The following is a 17,974-nucleotide window of genomic DNA, read 5'->3' as shown; positions in this document are numbered from 1 at the left end:
TATAAGGGTTCTCGGCTGAGTTTAAGCGGTGTCGGTAATGCTCACGCTGGCCCTATACAACACCTACGATCCCAGGAAGCTCCACGAGGCCCACCTGAGGGCTATAGCCAGGGCGGCTCCTATAACTTACGCCTTCGGCTTTCACCTGGCTCTCGTTGGGTTCCCGGTTGAGGGGAAGCCGGCTGAAGTTGCGAGGGAAATAGCGGAACACACGACTATTGGGGAAGGTGGAAGGTATCTGGTTGAGATGGCCGAGGGGAACCGCTTCCATATCCTGGATTTTCCAGAGAGGGGCTTTCCGCCCCAGTTCGGCACGGTCGTTGCGACCACGAGAAAACCTGACGAGAGGAAGGAGATGTCCCCTCTCGAACTGGCCGAGAGGGCCCTGAGGGGGGAGAGCTTCCTCCTGCTGGTGGGGCTTGGGAGGCATGGCCTTCCGAAGGAAACGTTTAAGATATCCAGGTACCACCTGGACATAACTGGGAGGAGGGTGAGCCTTGAAACCTGCACCGCCATAGGTGCCATTCCTGCCAGGCTGAGCACCCTGATGGAGGGCCTGAAATGGGGGACGAAAGCTGGAAGAAGGACGTGGCGTGGCTGATAACTGCCATCATCATAGTCGCTGGCCTGAACTACGGGCTCAAGTTCGTGATGGGCACCCCTTCCCCGCTGGTGATAGTGATAAGCGGCTCTATGGAGCCCGTTATGTACAGGGGGGACGTGGTGCTCCTCAGGGGGGTTGATCCCAAGGACGTTCACGTTGGGGACGTTATAGTGTACGACGCCCCCATGTACGCCTATCCGATAATCCACAGGGTTCGTGAGATAAAGACCGTCGAGATAAACGGAAAATTGGAGAGGTGCTTCGTCACGTGGGGCGACAACAATCCAGCTCCGGACTGGGGGGAGTACCGCCTGTACCCAACCCCCTATGGCGGCCTGCCGTGCGTCCCGGGGTACGCGGTTGAGGCGAAGGCCGTTGCCGTGTTCCCCAAGGTTGGCCTGGTCCCCCTCTGGATAAGGGAGCACCTTTAGCGGGATGATGTGAGGGTAGGTGGCTGAGGGGTGATGAGCTAATCGGCCCCTGACCGTCCCTTCCCCTTTTCTTGGTTCCTTCGGGCACTTGAATCAGGCGCTGGCCCTCTCCCCGGGTGCCTGGGCGTAGTACTCAACTGGGGGCCTTAGGACTCCCTTCTCGACGAGAACGGCTATGTCTCTGGAGACCCGTCTTAGGGTTGGCGGTAGCACCGCCTCGTCCCCGTAGGCGGCCTTCAGAACCTCTTCCAGCGGGGCGCTGTAGAGCCTCTTCTTAAAAAGGTACACCGTGTGACCCTCAACGAGGAGCAGGCCGTCAGGGTACGCCACCCTGACCGCCATGCGCCCCACCTCCGATTATTGAAACAAAATGTAACTTAAAAATTTAACTGCCCAGGAATGGGAATCGGGGAGGAAACAAAAGTAGAGGGGGCTCAGAGGTTCTTGACTTCCTCGTCGATGCTCTCCTCGAGCTCCTTCTCCCACTCCTCGATGTCGAAGTCCACAAGCTCTTCCTCGAGCTCCTCTTTCAGGTTGGTTACACGCCTCTTAAGGGCGGACTTGGTTTCCTCGTCGTAGACGACGTAGTACGGGTTCTTCTTGGCCGAGAGGTAGAGCATCAGGAGCGCTAGGTTGAGGAACACTAGGAGGATGACGATGGCGTACAGAGCCGCCCCCGCCATTGCTATCACCTCTTTCCTCCGAAGATGGCCTTGAAGACCCTCTTAATCGGGCTCTCGGGCTGCGGCGGCTCCCACTTGATTCCAGCCAGCTTGGCGGCGAGCTGTTTGATCGCTATCGCGGCTGGACTCGTTGGGTTCTTTATGACGAGCGGGACACCGTAGGCGCTGGCCCTCTTGACCTCCGGATCCTCGGGGATAACGGCCAAAACCGGAACCTCGAGGATGGCCTCTATCTCCTCCTGAGTGAGCTCGGTCTTCTCGTTGGTGACCCTGTTGAGTATTGCACCGAGCGGGAGCGTTCCGAGCTTTTCCGCTATGAGCTTGGTCTTGAGGGAGTCGGTTATAGCCGATATCTCCGGGTTCGTGACTATTATCAGCTCCTTACCGATGAGCAGCGCCGTAACGGAAGTCATCTCGAGACCGGCGGGGGCATCGATGAGAATGAAATCCGCCATCTGGCTTATCTCCCTTATGACCTCCCTCAGCCTTTCGGGCTTGGCCTTCTTTATTTTCTCCAAGCTTAGCCCACCGGGAATGACCTTGACCCCAGCCGGACCCTCGTAGATGGCATCCTTAAGATCAGCTTCCCTCGCTAGAACGTCGTGGAGCGTTATGGGTATGTCCTCCATTCCGAGGACGAGGCTCAGGTTTGCCATCGTTATGTCGGCGTCGATGAGGATCACTTCCTTCCCAAACTGGGCCAATGCGACACCTAGGTTAGCAACCGTCGTGGTTTTTCCAGTACCTCCCTTTCCAGAGGCAAAAACGATGGAGCGCCCCTCCAAGAGTTACACCTCCGTCCTTTGATTTAATTTCAGGGCATCAACGTGTTTGTCCACAGCCCCTTTAGAACGTTAAAGCTTTTATCTTTTGTGGTTTTTCATGTTCACAGTTGTTCTTTGAAAATCTGCCCTGCGCGGTCCACTCGAAACCCTTAAATTCCGGCAAGGTTTTAAGGAAAACGTAAAGAGAAAGGCAAGGCAGGTGGGAGAAGTGAGACCGGAGCACAAGTTCGCACTCTCGGTTTACCTATGGGGGGCCATATGCGGCGTCGTTAGCGGGGCCCTCTCGGTTCAGAGCAGGGCGGCGTGGGTAATCGGGGCTTTAATGTTCCTCGTGACGGACGTCTTCGTTAAAATCGTGATCAAGGACAGCCTTCCAGAGGATCTTCGGGGTCTTGAGGGGGGCCAGTTCAGGGGCGCGGTGCTGAGGAAGGCCTTCTGGGGCTGGTTCCTGTTCTGGCTGTACTTCACAATGCTGGTCTACACGGTCGGGATAGACTTCAAGCCGGTTCCCTACAGCAACCAGAGCCTGCTCTACCAGATGATGAACGGCACATGAGGTGGGAGAATGAACGTTGAGGAACTCAAGAGGGCCGTCGCCGTTGAGGCGCTCTCGTTCGTGGAGGACGACATGGTTGTGGGACTCGGCACGGGCTCCACGACTTCGTACTTCATCAAACTCCTCGGGAAGAAGGTGGTGGAGGAGGAGCTCGAAGTATACGGCATTCCAACCTCTCACCAGTCGAGGCTTCTCGCAGTTGAGTCAGGGATCCCCGTGGTGTCCCTGGACGAGGTCGATGCCATAGATATTGCAGTTGACGGGGCCGACGAGGTTGATCCTCACCTCAACCTCATCAAAGGCCGCGGGGCCGCGCTCACCATGGAGAAGATCGTTGAATACAGGGCCGGAACCTTCGTAGTCCTCGTGGACGAGAGCAAGCTCGTTGAGAGGCTGGGGCAGAAGATGCCCGTTCCCATAGAGGTCATACCCGCGGCCTGGAGGGCAATAGCTGAGGAGCTGGAGGTCTTCAACGCAACGGCCGAGCTCAGGATGGCGGCTAAAAAGGACGGGCCGGTCGTAACTGACAACGGCAACTTCATACTCGACGCCCGCTTTGAGAGAATAGACGACCCGCTGGACATGGAGATAGAGCTCAACACTATACCTGGAGTTGTGGAGAACGGCATATTCGCCGACATAGCTGATATAGTCCTCGTGGGAACGCCTGAGGGTGTCAGACGGCTCGAACGTTAAGTTTATAAACGCCGCTTCATTCCCCCCTTTGATCTCGTGCGGGGGTAGCCGAGCCTGGCCAAAGGCGCGGGATTCAGGGTCCCGTCCCGCAGGGGTTCCGGGGTTCAAATCCCCGCCCCCGCACCATAACGAAAGACAAGGGGGTTTCATCCCGCGGAAAGAAACTTTGCCTTTGCAAAGTTCCATCAAAGTTCGTACCTTTTTTCTTTTGAAAGCATCGCCCTTTAGGGTGGATGGGGTCAGTCCTCAATTGCTGGTTCTGAGCGTTTGCTTTCTATGGTGTCTTTCGGACGCCTTGAGGAAAGCAAACTCAATGTTACGTTCGCTGTTTCATTAGTTGCGCTCGTGGCCTATTAGGCAATTGCCGATAGGTTTATAACTCCGGGGCGAGATTTTTCAACTATGCTGGAGAAAGAGAAAGAGGCCCTGGCAAGGAGGATAGCGGGGGAGATAACCCTATCCTCAGACCCCGGGAAGACCATGAGGAAGTGGAGGGAGATCTTCGGCATCAGCCAGACCGAGCTGGCCGAGCACCTCGGCGTTTCATCCTCAGTCATAAGCGACTACGAGAGAGGAAGAAGGAAGAGCCCCGGGGCGGCCACGATAAGGAAGTTCGTAGAGGCCCTTCTGGAGATCGATGAGGCTCGCGGCGGCAACGTGATAAAGGCCTTCAGCAGGACCATAGGCGTCGAACTCCCGACGTCTGCGATACTCGATATCAGGGAGTTCGCCATTCCGGTCACCGTCTCCGAACTGGTCGAGGCTGTCAAAGGTGAAGTCGTGGCAAAGGGCGAAGCCCTCGGCAGGAAGATCTACGGCTACACAGTCGTCGACAGCATCCAGGCCATACTCGAAATGAGCAGCGAGGAGTTCCTCAGGCTCTACGGCTGGACGACCGAGAGGGCGCTGGTATTCACCAAGGTCAGCACCGGCAGGAGCCCGATGATAGCCGTCCGGGTTCAGGGGCTCAAGCCCGCTGTTGTGGTGCTCCACGGCGTCAAGAAGCTCGACGAGCTGGCGGTAAAGCTGGCGGAGAAGGAGAACATACCCCTTGTCATATCGCACGCGGACAACGAAACCGAGCTCATAAACGGCCTCAGACGGCTCGTGGAAAAAACTGAGAGAGCGTCTTAGTCCAGCCTTTTCTTCCTCCAGACCCCCCCTTCCGCCAGTCTGGTGAGCCTGTCCCTCATATAGATCAGAACGTCGCTCAGCGTTTTCCCGTTGTCGTATTCTTCGAGTATCTTCAGCAGCTCCTCCCGGCTGTAGTCCTTCATCTCCCTCGCGAGCTCCGTCATCCTCGGGTAAGCCCTGACGATGTTGTCGACTATCGTTACGTCGGCCATCCTCGCCGAGCGGGAGAGCGGGTTGAGGTCGATCGTTATCACGAACTTGCCCATAGCTACTAAAGCCTCCGTCCTGTCCCCGTCCTCAAGCGGGACGACAACGACGTCGGCCTTCCATATTCCCTCCTCGTCCACCTTGCCGCGCTCGTGCTCTAAACCAGGAATTCTCTTCGTCGGGTTTATCCCGAGGAGCTCTATCTCAGGGTCGTACTTCCTCAGCTCCTCGGCGATGGCCCTAACGCGCTCCTCGGTGCGGTAGAAGAGGTTTATCTCGAGCTTGGCGTTGATGGCCTTAGCCAGCTCTATCGTCTCCTTCGGAACCAGGGCGGCAACGTTCCCGTTCACCGAGATGACGGGATGCTTTGCCAGGAGGAGCTTTGCAACCGCCGCCCTCATCGCCCTCTCCGCCGGCTCTATCGTCTTCTCCCCGATTATGTAGTCGAAGGCCTCGCCGCGGCCGTGGGCTATGAGGCCGGCCTTTGCGGTCATGCCCTTTTCCATGCCCTCGATGATCTTCTCCCTGTAGTAGAGGCTCCAGTATCGGGGGTGACTCTTCGGTATCTTCACCACGTTGACCACCCAAAACCCCTCATCCCCGATACTAAAAAGCATTGCCTCCAAATAAACTCTGCTTTCCGGGCTTTTCTCGGCTGGAAAAGGGTTCTAAACCTTTGGTTCAAAAAAAGCGTATAAACCTTCGGTTCTTAACTTTCAGTGAACATGTTCGTACCCAGAGAGGGGGTGTTCGGGGTGGGATACAGGATTACCGCGAAGGCCGATTTGAGCCCGATTGATTATTTCGTCGAGGTCGAGGCGCCCCACGTGGCACGGGCCTGGAAGCCCGGCCAGTTCGTGGTTTTTATCCTCCACGAGAGGGGCGAGAGGGTCCCCATGTCCGTCTACAGAGCAGAGGATGGAAAGGTCGGGATGTTCATCAGGAAGCTCGGAAAGACCAGTCTGCAGCTCTACTACGAGTTCAACGTCGGAGACGAGCTTTACAGCATGGTGGGGCCTCTTGGAAAGCCCATAGAGGTAAAACACTACGGGAACGTCGTCTTCGCTTCCGACGCCGTCTGCGGGCAGGCCGAGAACTACGCGACGCTGAAGGCCATGAAAGAAGCAGGAAACTACACGATCTCGATACAGAGCTTTGAGAACAAAGACAACGTCTATCCCGAGGAGTTTCTTGCGAAGTCCGTTGCCGATGAGCACTACATAACAACCGACGACGGGAGCGTTGGAATAAAGGGGAACTACCTCGACGTCGTTAAGGAGCTCATCGAGAAGGACAAGGTCGATGTAATCTTCGCGGGCGGAAAACTCGGGACGCTCGCAAAGCTCACCGAGCTCACCAGACCGTACGGAATCCCAACGATAACGACCGTGAGGCAGATAATGGTCGATGGAACGGGAATGTGCGGCTCCTGCAGGATACTCTACGGTGGCGAGGTTAGGTTCGCGTGCAGGGACGGGCCGATGTTCGACGCCCACAAAGTCGACTGGGAGGACGTTCTGAGGAGGGCGAACCGCTTCCTCGAACAGGAGAGGCTCGCAAAGGAGCGCTATTTGGCGGAGCTGAAGGCTAACGGGGTGATCTGAATGCCCAAGCTTATCAAGGAGAGGGTCCCCACTCCTGAGAGGCCCGTTGAGGAGCGCGTTAAGAGCTTCGTCGAGGTCAACCTTGGCTACACCTTCGAGCTCGCCAAGCAAGAAGCGGAACGCTGTCTGCAGTGCCCGGTCGAGTACGCCCCTTGCATCAAGGGCTGCCCGGTTCACATCAACATCCCGGCATTCATAGCCAAGATAAAGGAGGGGGACATCAAGGAAGCCCTGAGGATAATCTGGAACGACAACACCCTGCCGGCCATCACCGGCCGCGTCTGCCCGCAGGAGGACCAGTGTGAGGGCGCATGTGTTGTCGGAAAGGTCGGGCAGGCGGTCAACATCGGCAAGCTCGAGAGGTTTGTGGCCGACTACGCGAGAGAACACGGCATAGACGAGGAGCTCTGCAACGAGATGATGGCCGAGGTGAAGCCACGCGGTGGAAAGGTCGCCGTTATTGGTGCCGGCCCGGCCGGACTGACCTGTGCAGGGGAGCTGGCCAAGATGGGCTACAAAGTCACGATCTTCGAGGCCCTCCACAAGCCGGGCGGGGTTTTGATATACGGCATCCCGGAGTTCAGGCTTCCCAAGGAGATACTGAAGTGTGAGCTCGACAGGCTTGAGAAGTTCGGGGTGGAGCTGAAGCTGGACCACGTCGTAGGCAGGACCGTCACACTTGAGGAACTCCTCAACGACTACGACGCCGTATTCATCGGAACTGGGGCCGGAACGCCGAAGCTCCTCAACATCCCGGGGATCCTGCTCGGCAGGATTTACAGTGCCAACGAGTTCCTCACGAGGATAAACCTGATGAAGGCCTACGAGTTCCCGGAATACGACACCCCGATAGCCGTTGGCAAGAAGGTCGTCGTCATTGGCGCCGGAAACACCGCGATGGACGCGGCCCGCTCCGCGCTTAGATTGGGTGCGGAAGTGACGATAGCCTACCGCCGCGGAAGGGAGGACATGACGGCCCGCATCGAGGAGATCCAGCATGCGGAAGAGGAGGGAGTAAAGTTCGAGTTCTTCCTCCAGCCGGTCGAGTTCATAGGCGACGAGGACGGGAAGGTGAGGGCGGTTAAGTTCGAGAGGATGAAGCCGCTCGAGGAGCGCGACAAGAGCGGGAAGAGGAAGATAGTCGGCACCGGCGAGTACGTTACCCTCGAGGCCGACACTGTGATCATAGCGATAGGCCTCGAACCCAACAGGATAATAAGCGAGGCTACCGGTTTGAAAACGAACCCCAACGGTACCCTGGTCGTCGACGAGAACCTCATGACGAGCGTTCCCGGCGTTTTTGCCGGTGGAGACGCGATAAGGGGGGAGGCGACCGTCATCCTCGCTATGGGCGATGGAAAGAGGGCAGCAAAGGCCATCCACGAGTACATCCAGGGGAAGACCTCAAACGCCTGATCACCATTCTCTTTTTCTTGATCCCACGAGGAACCCGTGCTTGAGTATGTCCATGAACTCCGCGTTTACAAACATCTTCGTGAACTCCATCGTCTCGTCTTCGTCAAGCCATTCAACGTCCTCGGGAACACCCTCCGTCCACAGGTAGACGAGTTCGTCCCCGTCCCTGGCTATCAGGAGTGTGAAGACCTTCACCCCCTGCTCCCGGGCAAGCCTGACCTCCCTCGCCACGAGGGACGTGAACTTTCCGAGAACCGCAACAGCAACGAAGGCTTCGGCCTCCTTTATCCTTCCGCTGGTGTCCCTCAGCCCGTAGTTCGAGGGAACCAGCACGTTCGTTGAGCCGAGCTTTTCCTCTATTATCTCCAGGATCGTTTTCTCGGTTGCGGTCTTGTAGAGGAAGGTGGGCTCGCTGAGGTACACGAAGGGCCCGCGCTTTTCTCGACTCCTTCTCAGGAAACCGAACATTGGACCACCTCAGGTGGGGATAATCTCCTCATCCGCTCAGGAGGGATGACACTCATCACAGGTGGTTCTGGTCGGAACCCCTCCATACGGCCTTCTTTCACCCAAAGGAAGATTTTGAGAGGCCACCGATAGCCCATTAGACGGTATCCTCCAAACCCTATCCCGACTGGAGGCTTAATAAGCTTAGCCCTGCCCTGAACTCTATCGCAAAAAATTTAACTTGAACCAGCGGTGGTAAACAGGGGTGAAATCACGTGGACTTGATTAAGCGGTACAAGCTGTTCTTCGCCCTGCTCAACACAGGCTTTGTTGGAAACATCCTCATCATCTACTACCTCTCAAAAGGCCTCACATACGCTCAAATAGGCACGGCAATAGCCATATCAACCATCGGAACCTTCCTCTTCGAAGTTCCAACAGGAGTAGTAGCCGACAAAATCAGCCGAAAAACCAGCGTCCTAATCAGCCTCACCCTCTACCCAATCGGAACCCTAATCCTCATATTCCTCAAAAACTTCCCAATGCTCATCGCCTACTCCATAATAACACCCCTCGCAGTCGCATTCATGAGCGGAAGCCTCCAAGCATGGCTCTTTGACAACCTCAAACACCTCGGCAGGGAGAAAGAATACAGGGCCGTAATGAGGGACGTAAAAACAATAACCCTGCCTTTAACCGCCCTAACCGTAGCCGTTGGAGGAATCCTCGCCCAACTCTACGGCTTCACCCTCCCCTTAGCCCTAACCCTCATCCTCGAAATAGGGACGCTCATAGTAGCCCTCACCATTCCGGAGTATGAGTTCCAGAAGCCCGAACGCTCCTACCTAAGCCACACCCTCCAGAGCTTCAAAGAAATCCGCCGGCCCGAACTCCTCTGGCTAATAATCCTCTCCATAACCGTCGTCATGGCCACGAACCAGTTTAGGCAATTCTTCGAGCCGTATCTGGGCGACATACTCGCCAAAAGCCTCAAAACCACCCTCATGGGCACCCTCGGAATCCTCGGCATCATTGAAGCCATCGTAAAAGTCATTCCAAAACTCATCGGAATACGCTTAAGGGACTCATGGAGCGTCAAAGCCTACTCCTTCGCCCCCGTCATCGTCCCAGTCCTAACTGCCCTCTCCGTCATCTATCAAAACCCCCTCTGGATAATCGCCCTTGGAATCATCGTTACGATTGTTCACACGGCCTTTGGCTTCAACCTCGGTGTAGAACTCCAGCACAGAATTCCCAGCGAGAAGAGGGCTACGATGATGTCAATCTACTCGATGGTCTCAGCGTTGGCCATGAGTGGGTTCTACTTCATCTACGGTTTCGTCGTGGACTGGGTAGGGCTTGCTAGGGCAAGGCTCATTTTTGCAGTAATACTCCTCGGTGCAGGAGTGCTCTTAAAGGCTGGGGAAGTTTTAGGTCCGCTCAGGGACGTTCTAAAGCTCAGGCACATGGAGGTTCTACCGAGCTCTTCATGGAGGGAAAAATCGTGACACCAAAGATTTCTCTCCCTTCACGAAGTTTCTCTGATGAGACCCTAACAGCACTCAATTCCAGATCCTCCGTATTTCCTTTCCCTCCACGTACCTGAGGGACGGGAGCTCGTAGAGGTGCTTTATGGTCCCCTCCCCGTAGATGCTGTAGAAGTCGTGCATCCTCCCAAAGCTCTCAAAGCGCCTTATCTTGAAAACACACTCATCCTTCGAAATCCCAAATACGAGGGGGCAGTACCCATTTAAAGCAACGTTTTTCCCGTCGGGTAGCATCCTGTTCCTAATACTCTCGCATTTTATCTGAACCCTGCTAACATCAAAGGCCGGCACCCCTATGGGAGGAAACCAGTCGTAGAGCTCCCATTTTCCATCTTCAGGGTAGTATACGGTCAGGAAAGCATGGCCAACGGTGGATGTGAGGAAGTACCTGGCCTTAACCCCGTACTGGCGATTTATTTTAGAGATCAAGGCGTAGGCAACTACGTGCCAGTCGTCACAGTCCCCGCAGTGGGTGACAACGTAGCGTGGATCCTTGGTCGGGCCTCCAGCGCAGTAATTCGCCCTCTCAGCCATAACTTCGTACGCCGTGCCCCTAAGGTAGAGCAGGTACTGATCCTGTGACACGTTGAGCCCCCTTACCCTTCCCTCGGCCTCTTCTATTACCGAGTCTATGAACCTCTGGACGGTGGTTGAGTTCAGTATACTGGGCAGTTTTTCCCGAGGGAAGCTGGTGTAGGTCCAGTAGGGATAACGGTACGAGTCCTTTGGCTTGTTGAGCTCCATGTCGTAAGCCTGCAGGGGTATGTGATCGACGAATTTCTGATTGAAACTGCCCAACGTTCCAAGGTATATCCCCGTGGCCTCGTAGAAGCCGTTGATGAGCTTTGTCGTCAGGTCGTCCCACGGCTCCCCGACGACGGGGAGTTCCCTAAGCCTGCCCGTGTTATGTCCTACCACACCCGTGATCAGAAACAGTATTACAATCGGGACGATTGCCGTCCTGTAGACCCCCATCGAAAGTAAGATACCACCCCAGGGGTTTTAAGCATTGTCCCGGATATCCCTAGGGTGATAGAATGCGCGTCATCCCCCTCGCAAGCGAGAGCCTTGGCGTGAGGAGTTTGGCGACCTTCGTTGAGACCTCTGGCTTAAAAATCCTCATCGACCCTGGCGTCGCCCTCGGCCCGAAGCGCTACGGCCTTCCACCAGCGAAGGTGGAGCTCGATACGCTCCAGCGGATGAGGAGAAAGCTCCAGGGATATGCTAAAAGGGCCGACGTTGTGACCATCTCCCACTACCACTACGACCACCATACCCCTTTCTTCGAGGGGCTCTACGAGAGCTCGAGCGAGGAATACGCGAGGGAGATCTACAAAGGTAAGCTCCTCTTCATCAAGCATCCAAAGGAAAACATAAACTTCAGCCAGAAGAAGCGCTCCTGGGCCTTCCTCAAGAACGCCGAGCCGATAGCGGAAAAGATAGAGTTCGCCGACGGGAGAACCTTCGACCTCGGAGGAGTCACGCTTGAGTTCTCGCCGGCGGTTCCGCACGGGAACGAGGGCTCGAAGCTCGGTTTTGTTGTTATGGTTCTCATCGACGACGGCTCTCGCTTAATCCACGCCAGCGACATACAGCTCCTGAACAGGAAAGCGATAGGGTGGATAGTCGAGAAGAACCCCGACATGCTAATAACCGGCGGGCCGCCGACCTACCTCGGAAAGCGCGCCGAGGGGAGCTGGGAGACCGGGATAAAGAATCTGAACGAGATAATCCGCGAGACGAACGCGGAAGTAATCCTCGACCACCACATAGTCAGGGACAAACGCTATCCGGAGTTCTTCGACGGGCTGGAGAAGAGGCCCAGAACCTTCGCCGGCTACCTGAGGGTCGAGGATAAGCCCCTAGAGGCCTACAGGAGGGAGCTCCACAGGATCGAAATGGGAGAACCTGCGGAGGTGCCTTTCCGCTATTCCCCGCGAAACCCTTAAACTCTGAGCGCCAACTATTACCGGTGATGAAAATGCGCGACTTCTACATCGCCCATGAGGACGATATAAGGGCGGGAAAAACGACAGATGTCTACTTCATCAGGACAAAGAAGATTCTGGAAGAAAAGGGCATCCACAGGAAAGTCTTCGCTGACGTGACGACGACCTCTTTGCCCCACGGCTGGAAGTGGGGAGTTTTGGCCGGAATTGAGGAAGTTGCAAAGCTCCTCGAAGGCCTTCCGGTGAACGTCTACGCGATGCCCGAAGGCACAATCTTCCATCCCTACGAGCCGGTTCTCCAGATAGAGGGGTTTTATGAGGAGTTCGGGATCTACGAGACGGCTCTGCTCGGAATGCTCAGCCAGGCGAGCGGCATAGCGACGGCAGCTTTGAGAACCAAGATAGCGGCCAAGTTCAAGCCGGTCTACTCCTTCGGAATAAGGCACATGCACCCTGCCATAGCCCCAATGATAGACCGCTCAGCCTTCATAGGCGGCTGCGACGGCGTCTCTGGAGTCCTGGGAGCGGAGATGATGGGAGAGAAGCCCGTTGGAACCATGCCCCACGCCCTCATTATAACGGTGGGCGACCAGGTGAAGGCCTGGAAGTACTACGATGAGGTAATGCCCCCGGAGGTTCCGAGAACCGCTTTGGTGGACACCTTCTGCGACGAGAAGTTCGAGGCGCTGATGGCTGCAGAGGCCCTCGGCGAGAGGCTCAACGCCGTCCGCTTAGACACCCCGAGTTCCAGGAGGGGCAACTTCAGGCGCATAGTGGAAGAGGTTCGCTGGGAGCTCGACCTTCGCGGCTACGAGCACGTCAAGATATTCCTCAGTGGAGGGCTCAACGAGGAGAGCCTCAGGGAGCTTGCGGACGTTGCCGATGCCTTCGGTGTCGGCGGCTCAATAGCAAGTGCCAAACCCGTGGATTTCTCCCTTGATATAGTTGAGGTTGAGGGAAAACCGGTCACCAAGCGCGGCAAGCTCAGCGGGAGGAAACAGATATACCGCTGCGAGAACGGCCACTACCACCGTGTTCCGGCCGACAAGAAGCTCGAACGCTGCCCGGTCTGCGGGGCAAAGGTCGAGCCGCTCCTGAAGCCGCTCATAGAGAACGGCGAGATAGTCGCGGAGCTTCCTAAAGCGAGGGAGATAAGGGAGTACGTGCTGGAGCAGGCGAAGAAGTTCAACCTGGCGCTCGATTGATTTCTTTTAAATTCCCCTTTCTCCCCAAAGCGTCAAAAAGCGGGGCCAACATGATCCATTGAGACAGTAGGGAACTTCAGAAACGGGTTATCAATGAGAAGGAAAAAGAAGAGGCTTCAGGCCTCTTCAAGGGTTATAGCGCCGACCGGGCAGGCCTCAGCGGCCTCCTGGGCGCACTCGAGGTCGGTGGTGTCGACTATCGGGTGGGCCTTTCCGTCGTCGCCCATCTCGAAGACGTCCGGGCAGAGGCTTGCACAGATGGCGTCACCAATGCAGGTGTCCTGGTCAACCGTAACCTTCCACGCCATGGAACATCACCGCTTTTAGGTGAACTTGGACGAATATAAAGTTTTCGTCGGGAGAAAAACGGTAGAACTGGAAAAACCTGTAGAAAAGAGCGAGAGAAGGAACCTCAGTGAACAGATATCGTCGGGGTTGGTCAGTAGAGGCCAAGTCTCTTCTTGTACTCCGGGCTTATCATGTCCGGGCTCCACGGAGGGTCGAAGGTGAGCTCGATTTCCGCGTCCTTGACGCCCGGAATCTCGAGTATCTTGTCCTCTACAGCCCTGAGAATCCACATCGTCATTGGACAGCCCGGAGTAGTCATTGTCATCTTGACGTAGACCGTGTTGTCCGGCCTTATCTCCAGCTCGTAGATGAGGCCGAGGTTGACCACGTCTATGCCTATCTCCGGGTCGATGACCTCCTTGAGCCTCTCCAGGATAAGCTCCTTCTTGAGCTCGACGTTCTCTCCGCCTTCCTTGACTTCCCTCTCGCGGTTTATCGTTATCAAACCGACGCCCTCGAGCTTCCCAATCTCGGAGTGGAGCTTGATGAGGACGTTATCGATGTCGGGGGTATCTTTCGTGAGGGTTACGGTGACGTTACCCTTCTCGTCCACCTCGATGGATTTGACGAACTTCTCGTCAACGATGCCCTTAACGACCTTTTCAACGTCTTCCTTCGTGACCATTATTCACCACCTGGCCGGAGTTAGGGAAGACAAATTTAAACCTTTTGGGTCAGAAGTGGGTAGTTACGGTGAGAGGATGTCAAGTATCAGTTTTTCCGCTATCTCGGGCGTTATTGCCCTGGCCCTGAGCTCCCTCAAGACCCGCTGTATTGCAAAGCGCCTCACCGACGGGGCCCTCCTGAAGGCTTCCCTCAGGAGCGGGCAGCCGAACCTGAGATCGTACTTCCCCCCGATGAGCTCGATTATCTCGGCCTTGTCGAGGGCGAGGAAGGCGGGAAGGTTGAGGATCACTAGGTCTCCGGAGCGGTAGATTGAAATTAGGCCGGAGCTCAGAAGGTCACCAGAGGCGAGGATTTTTATTCCCCTCTCCCTCGCGTAGTCCTCAACGGCCTTCATGACCATGGAGTGGCACTTCCCGCATATCGGCGCACCCTTCTCCATCTGGGCGGTTATCACGTCGAGGTAGTTAGGGATCTCCACGAAAACGGCCCCTTCGCGCCTGGCCTTCTCGATCACGCGCTCGTTCATCTGGGGGAACTTTGCGGTAACGGGAACCACGTCAAAGCCAGCCCAGCGGAGGATTTTGAGGGCGGCTGTGCTGTCGGAGCCGGCCGAGAAGGCGAGGGCTATTTTCACGCCTAGCGGGGAGCGGTCGAATTCCTCTCCCGTCAGGCGGTACTCGATGAGATCCTTAAGGCGAGAATAGGCCCCCTCCCCGATTTCTCCCCTAACCCTCTCGAGGGCCTCGAGGTTGTACTGCAACCGATACCGCTTGACGAAGTCCTCTCCTATCTGCCTTATCATCGAGGGCCAATCGCGGGCCGGCTTATTAAACTTGCCGCTGGGAAAACCTTAAAAGAAGCCCACCCTAACCCCGTCCACGAAGCAAATCCTTCTGGAGGTGCTTGCGATGATGGAGATAGTTGAGAAGGTTAAGGAGAAGACGAGCATTCCCCTCTACGAGAGAACCATCGAGAACGTTCTGAGCGCGATACAGGCGAGCGGTGACGTGTGGAGGATCGTGGATCTCAGCGAGGAGCCGCTCCCGCTGGTCGTGGCCGTTATAACTGCCCTCCACGAGATGGGGTACGTTGCTTTCGATGGCCCGAACGTCGTCCTGACCGAGAGCGGGAAGAAGCTCGTTGAGAAGTATGGGATCGGTGCGAGGAAGGACTACACCTGCTCCCACTGCGAGGGCAAGACCGTTGAGCTTTCGGCTTTCAGCGACCTCCTCGAGCAGTTCAAGGAGATAGTCAAGGATCGCCCGCAGCCGAAGCACGACTTCGACCAGGCCTACGTTACGCCCGAGACGACCGTCGCAAGGATCGCTTTGATGCACACCCGGGGCGACCTCGAGAACAAGGAGGTCTTCGTCCTCGGCGACGACGACCTCACGAGCATAGCGCTGATGCTCTCCGGCCTTCCCAAGAGGATAGCCGTCCTCGACATCGATGAGCGCCTTGTCAAGTTCATCGAGAAGACCGCGAACGAGCTCGGCTACGAGAACATCGAGATGTTCACCTTCGACCTCCGCGAACCCCTGCCCGATTACGCGCTCCACAAGTTCGACACCTTCATCACGGATCCACCTGAGACCGTTGAAGCGATAAGGGCCTTCGTTGGAAGGGGAATCGCGACCCTCAAGGGTCCCGGCTGCGCTGGCTACTTCGGCATAACGAGGCGCGAGAGTTCCCTCGACAAGTGGCGCGAGATTCAGCGCTTGCTCCTCAATGAGTTCAACGTGGTGATCACCGACATAATCAGGAACTTCAACGAGTACGTCAACTGGGGCTACGAGGAGGAGACGCGCGCCTGGAAGCTCCTCCCGGTGAAGGTCAAGCCGTCCTACAACTGGTACAAGAGCTACATGTTCAGGATCCAGACACTCGAAGGCTCGAAGGGCTTCGAGGAGAGAATAACGGTCGGCGACGAACTCTACAACGACGAGGAAGCGTCGACCACATGAAAAAAGAAAGGGTTTCACCCCTTCCTTTTCCGGTTTTCTATCTTGACAACCGCGTAGAACGCCCCCAGAATCCCAACGGTCAGGAGGACGAGGGCCAGGTACTGTTTCTCGTTTCCCCTCCACGGCTTTTCTGCGTTGAAGCCGTTTATTGAAACGGCACCAATTGCCAGTGGGTTCTTTTCGTTGTATATGTAGACCGTTCCGTCCAAGCCGTCTGTTTTAATAGTTCCGGTAGTGTTTCCGGCATACTTTCCGTCCCTCACTAGGAGGATCGTTGAGTTCTCCACCCTGAACGTACCGTTTTCCATTTCTGGAACTGGCAACTTAACGTAGAGTGCCCCTTTGAGGAACTCCCTTCCCTTGGTGTAGAGGTCGCTGTCTCCGAGCCCGGCCTTTTCGAGTGCCCAGAGAACAGTAGCCGTTGACTTTATGCCCTCTGGGGAGCCGACTGTGTAGCCCCATCCGCCGTTGGGCCCTTGTCTCTCTCTCAGGATTGAGAGGGCCCTGTTGAGGGCATCGCTTCTGTTGAACTCCTTGAAGACAACCAGTGCGTAGGCGTAGTAGTAGGTCGGGGAGTCGTTGCTGAGGGTTGACTCGAGGTAGTTGAGCGGTCCGCTGTAGTCGGTGCTCACGTTTAGCTCGTAGAGAACCCAGATGACGTATTCCGTGTTGTAGAAGTCCCCCCAGGAGCTTCCGTTTCTGTGTGTCAAGAGGTAATTGACCTCGTCCCCGTAAGGTTCCCCGAGCAGGGCCTTGATCTTGGCTATTTCGGCCACCTGCCAGGGCTTCAAGGAGGAGTAGGATGACTCGTTGGGGAGGTCAGCCTTCATCCCGCAGGATAGGAAGTACCTCGCGTAGACGACCTTCTCCCACTCAAATTTTATCTGGGGCTTTATCCTAGCCAGGTATGGGCACGCTACCTCTCGAAGATCCTCGAAACCGCTGATCCTTGAGGCGTCCATGAGCTCCACCGGGTTGTAGCGCAGGGTTCCCCAGAAGCCAAAGTGCTCCATGCCCAGGAGAGCCTGATGGTACTTTTCGTCCCCAGTCGCGTAGAGGAGGAGCGCCGCTTCAAGGGCGTTTTTTGGTGTTTCATTTTTCGGGATGCTTGGCCTTTCCCCGAGATACGCTAGGGCGAAGTACTTGAACGGACTGTCCTGGAGCTTTTTAAGCTCCCCCTTCTCGTGGAGCGCCATGTAGCCAAAGATTCTTTCCTCATCGTTCCTCGGCGGGTGGGTGGAGAGCCAGGCTTTACCCCTTTCAACGGCCTTTTTCACCTGGTCCTTAAACTTGGGGAGTTTAGGGTCGATGTATTTGCTGTTCAGGAACTCCTGGAGAGCCACGATCGCTATTGCAGTCCCGGTATAATCCTCCCAGGAGCCGTCGGGGTTCTGCTTGAATATCAGCCAGTAGGCCGCCCCGTTGATCGTGTCGAAGTACCTTCCCCGCGCTATGCTCTCTCCCCTTATGAGCGCCATGAGGGCCAAACCGGTGAACTTGGCCTCGTGTTCGGCCCCGTAGGTCCTCCCCCAGGAATCGAAGGGAGTCTTGAGCTGGAGAAGCCACTCACAGCCCTCCAGGACGTGAGAATAATCCCCCACCCGGTAGAGGGCAAGAACAGAAAAAGCCGTCTCGGGCACGGTGGGGATGTAAACGTAGGGCTTTTCCTCAAAGCCTACAGCACCAACCGGAACCGACGAGGATACGAGGAGGATTATTGCCAGCACCAGAAGCCTTGATTTCATTCAAATCACCTCGGCGGAGAAAAGAA

At 56.1% G+C, this 17,974-nt stretch carries 21 protein-coding genes and 1 tRNA gene; 12 read left to right on the top strand and 10 right to left on the bottom strand.

Annotation, left to right across the window (positions count from 1 at the left end; genetic code table 11):
- Positions 1-37 precede the first annotated feature (37 nt).
- Positions 38-601, top strand: coding sequence for a DUF531 family protein (locus ACZ5AM_RS00945; protein WP_464915849.1), 564 nt, complete (start codon positions 38-40; stop codon positions 599-601).
- Positions 562-1,035, top strand: coding sequence for a signal peptidase I (locus ACZ5AM_RS00940; RefSeq protein WP_464915118.1), 474 nt, complete (start codon positions 562-564; stop codon positions 1,033-1,035). The genes ACZ5AM_RS00945 and ACZ5AM_RS00940 overlap by 40 nt, the downstream gene beginning before the upstream one ends.
- 93 nt (positions 1,036-1,128) lie before the next feature.
- Here the strand turns inward: ACZ5AM_RS00940 and ACZ5AM_RS00935 are convergent, their stop codons facing one another.
- The 3 genes from ACZ5AM_RS00935 to minD form a co-directional block, all read right to left on the bottom strand.
- Positions 1,129-1,377 carry a hypothetical protein gene (locus ACZ5AM_RS00935; RefSeq protein WP_464915117.1) on the bottom strand — a complete coding sequence of 83 codons (249 nt, stop codon included), beginning with the start codon at positions 1,375-1,377 and terminating at the stop codon, positions 1,129-1,131.
- A gap of 92 nt (positions 1,378-1,469) precedes the next feature.
- A complete protein-coding gene (locus tag ACZ5AM_RS00930) occupies positions 1,470-1,718 on the bottom strand; it encodes a hypothetical protein (RefSeq protein WP_464915848.1) in 249 nt (82 codons plus the stop codon).
- A gap of 5 nt (positions 1,719-1,723) precedes the next feature.
- Positions 1,724-2,503 carry a cell division ATPase MinD gene (gene minD, locus ACZ5AM_RS00925; RefSeq protein WP_464915116.1) on the bottom strand — a complete coding sequence of 260 codons (780 nt, stop codon included), beginning with the start codon at positions 2,501-2,503 and terminating at the stop codon, positions 1,724-1,726.
- 208 nt (positions 2,504-2,711) lie between these two features.
- On the opposite strand from minD, the gene ACZ5AM_RS00920 reads away from it, so the two are divergent.
- From ACZ5AM_RS00920 to ACZ5AM_RS00905, 4 genes are all read left to right on the top strand, one after another.
- Positions 2,712-3,059 (top strand): hypothetical protein, encoded by a 348-nt coding sequence (locus tag ACZ5AM_RS00920; RefSeq protein ID WP_464915115.1) that lies wholly within the window; start codon positions 2,712-2,714, stop codon positions 3,057-3,059.
- A 9-nt stretch (positions 3,060-3,068) separates the two neighbouring features.
- Positions 3,069-3,755, top strand: a complete 687-nt coding sequence (gene rpiA, locus ACZ5AM_RS00915) for a ribose-5-phosphate isomerase RpiA (protein WP_464915114.1) — start codon at positions 3,069-3,071, stop codon at positions 3,753-3,755.
- 38 nt (positions 3,756-3,793) lie between these two features.
- Positions 3,794-3,881 (top strand) — tRNA-Leu (locus tag ACZ5AM_RS00910).
- Between the two features lie 276 nt (positions 3,882-4,157).
- A complete protein-coding gene (locus ACZ5AM_RS00905) occupies positions 4,158-4,889 on the top strand; it encodes a helix-turn-helix domain-containing protein (RefSeq protein WP_464915113.1) in 732 nt (243 codons plus the stop codon).
- Here the strand turns inward: ACZ5AM_RS00905 and ACZ5AM_RS00900 are convergent.
- On the bottom strand, positions 4,886-5,671 hold the full coding sequence (locus ACZ5AM_RS00900; RefSeq protein WP_464915847.1) for a 4-phosphopantoate--beta-alanine ligase: 786 nt from the start codon (positions 5,669-5,671) through the stop codon (positions 4,886-4,888). The two genes, ACZ5AM_RS00905 and ACZ5AM_RS00900, sit on opposite strands and share 4 nt — an antisense overlap.
- Before the next feature lie 180 nt (positions 5,672-5,851).
- Here ACZ5AM_RS00900 and ACZ5AM_RS00895 point away from each other — a divergent pair, with 180 nt between their 5' ends.
- Positions 5,852-6,700: a sulfide/dihydroorotate dehydrogenase-like FAD/NAD-binding protein gene (locus tag ACZ5AM_RS00895; RefSeq protein WP_464915112.1), complete on the top strand. Its 849-nt coding sequence runs from the start codon at positions 5,852-5,854 to the stop codon at positions 6,698-6,700.
- The gene (gene gltA / locus ACZ5AM_RS00890) at positions 6,701-8,116 is read left to right on the top strand and encodes an NADPH-dependent glutamate synthase (protein WP_464915111.1); all 1,416 of its coding nucleotides are present in this window, start codon (positions 6,701-6,703) and stop codon (positions 8,114-8,116) included.
- Here the strand turns inward: gltA and ACZ5AM_RS00885 are convergent, their stop codons facing one another.
- Positions 8,117-8,584 (bottom strand): hypothetical protein, encoded by a 468-nt coding sequence (locus tag ACZ5AM_RS00885; protein ID WP_464915110.1) that lies wholly within the window; start codon positions 8,582-8,584, stop codon positions 8,117-8,119. It abuts the gene before it with no gap.
- A 254-nt stretch (positions 8,585-8,838) separates the two neighbouring features.
- Between ACZ5AM_RS00885 and ACZ5AM_RS00880 the strand changes: the two genes are divergently transcribed.
- Positions 8,839-10,071 (top strand): MFS transporter, encoded by a 1,233-nt coding sequence (locus tag ACZ5AM_RS00880; RefSeq protein ID WP_464915109.1) that lies wholly within the window; start codon positions 8,839-8,841, stop codon positions 10,069-10,071.
- A 54-nt stretch (positions 10,072-10,125) separates the two neighbouring features.
- Here the strand turns inward: ACZ5AM_RS00880 and ACZ5AM_RS00875 are convergent, their stop codons facing one another.
- A complete protein-coding gene (locus ACZ5AM_RS00875; protein WP_464915108.1) occupies positions 10,126-11,085 on the bottom strand; it encodes a hypothetical protein in 960 nt (319 codons plus the stop codon).
- A 62-nt stretch (positions 11,086-11,147) separates the two neighbouring features.
- Between ACZ5AM_RS00875 and ACZ5AM_RS00870 the strand changes: the two genes are divergently transcribed.
- Together ACZ5AM_RS00870 and ACZ5AM_RS00865 are read left to right on the top strand one after the other, a co-directional pair.
- Positions 11,148-12,059 (top strand): MBL fold metallo-hydrolase, encoded by a 912-nt coding sequence (locus tag ACZ5AM_RS00870; RefSeq protein ID WP_464915107.1) that lies wholly within the window; start codon positions 11,148-11,150, stop codon positions 12,057-12,059.
- A gap of 32 nt (positions 12,060-12,091) precedes the next feature.
- Entirely contained in the window at positions 12,092-13,264 is a 1,173-nt protein-coding gene (locus ACZ5AM_RS00865) for a nicotinate phosphoribosyltransferase (protein ID WP_464915846.1), read from the top strand.
- Positions 13,265-13,380: 116 nt separating this feature from the next.
- Here ACZ5AM_RS00865 and ACZ5AM_RS00860 read toward each other — a convergent pair whose 3' ends face one another.
- From ACZ5AM_RS00860 to ACZ5AM_RS00850, 3 genes are all read right to left on the bottom strand, one after another.
- On the bottom strand, positions 13,381-13,572 hold the full coding sequence (locus ACZ5AM_RS00860) for a ferredoxin (RefSeq protein WP_088857084.1): 192 nt from the start codon (positions 13,570-13,572) through the stop codon (positions 13,381-13,383).
- Positions 13,573-13,703: 131 nt separating this feature from the next.
- Positions 13,704-14,237 (bottom strand): metal-sulfur cluster assembly factor, encoded by a 534-nt coding sequence (locus ACZ5AM_RS00855; RefSeq protein WP_464915106.1) that lies wholly within the window; start codon positions 14,235-14,237, stop codon positions 13,704-13,706.
- Positions 14,238-14,300: 63 nt separating this feature from the next.
- Positions 14,301-15,041: an ATPase gene (locus tag ACZ5AM_RS00850; protein WP_464915105.1), complete on the bottom strand. Its 741-nt coding sequence runs from the start codon at positions 15,039-15,041 to the stop codon at positions 14,301-14,303.
- 106 nt (positions 15,042-15,147) lie between these two features.
- Here ACZ5AM_RS00850 and bpsA point away from each other — a divergent pair, with 106 nt between their 5' ends.
- Entirely contained in the window at positions 15,148-16,203 is a 1,056-nt protein-coding gene (gene bpsA / locus ACZ5AM_RS00845) for a N(4)-bis(aminopropyl)spermidine synthase (protein WP_464915104.1), read from the top strand.
- A gap of 14 nt (positions 16,204-16,217) precedes the next feature.
- Here bpsA and ACZ5AM_RS00840 read toward each other — a convergent pair whose 3' ends face one another.
- Positions 16,218-17,948 (bottom strand): prenyltransferase/squalene oxidase repeat-containing protein, encoded by a 1,731-nt coding sequence (locus ACZ5AM_RS00840; RefSeq protein WP_464915103.1) that lies wholly within the window; start codon positions 17,946-17,948, stop codon positions 16,218-16,220.
- Between the last annotated feature and the right edge of the window lie 26 nt (positions 17,949-17,974).

Source organism: Thermococcus fumicolans (assembly GCF_055386755.1).
Note: the sequence above shows the minus strand (reverse complement) of the source record. Positions and strands in the feature narration are given on the sequence as shown.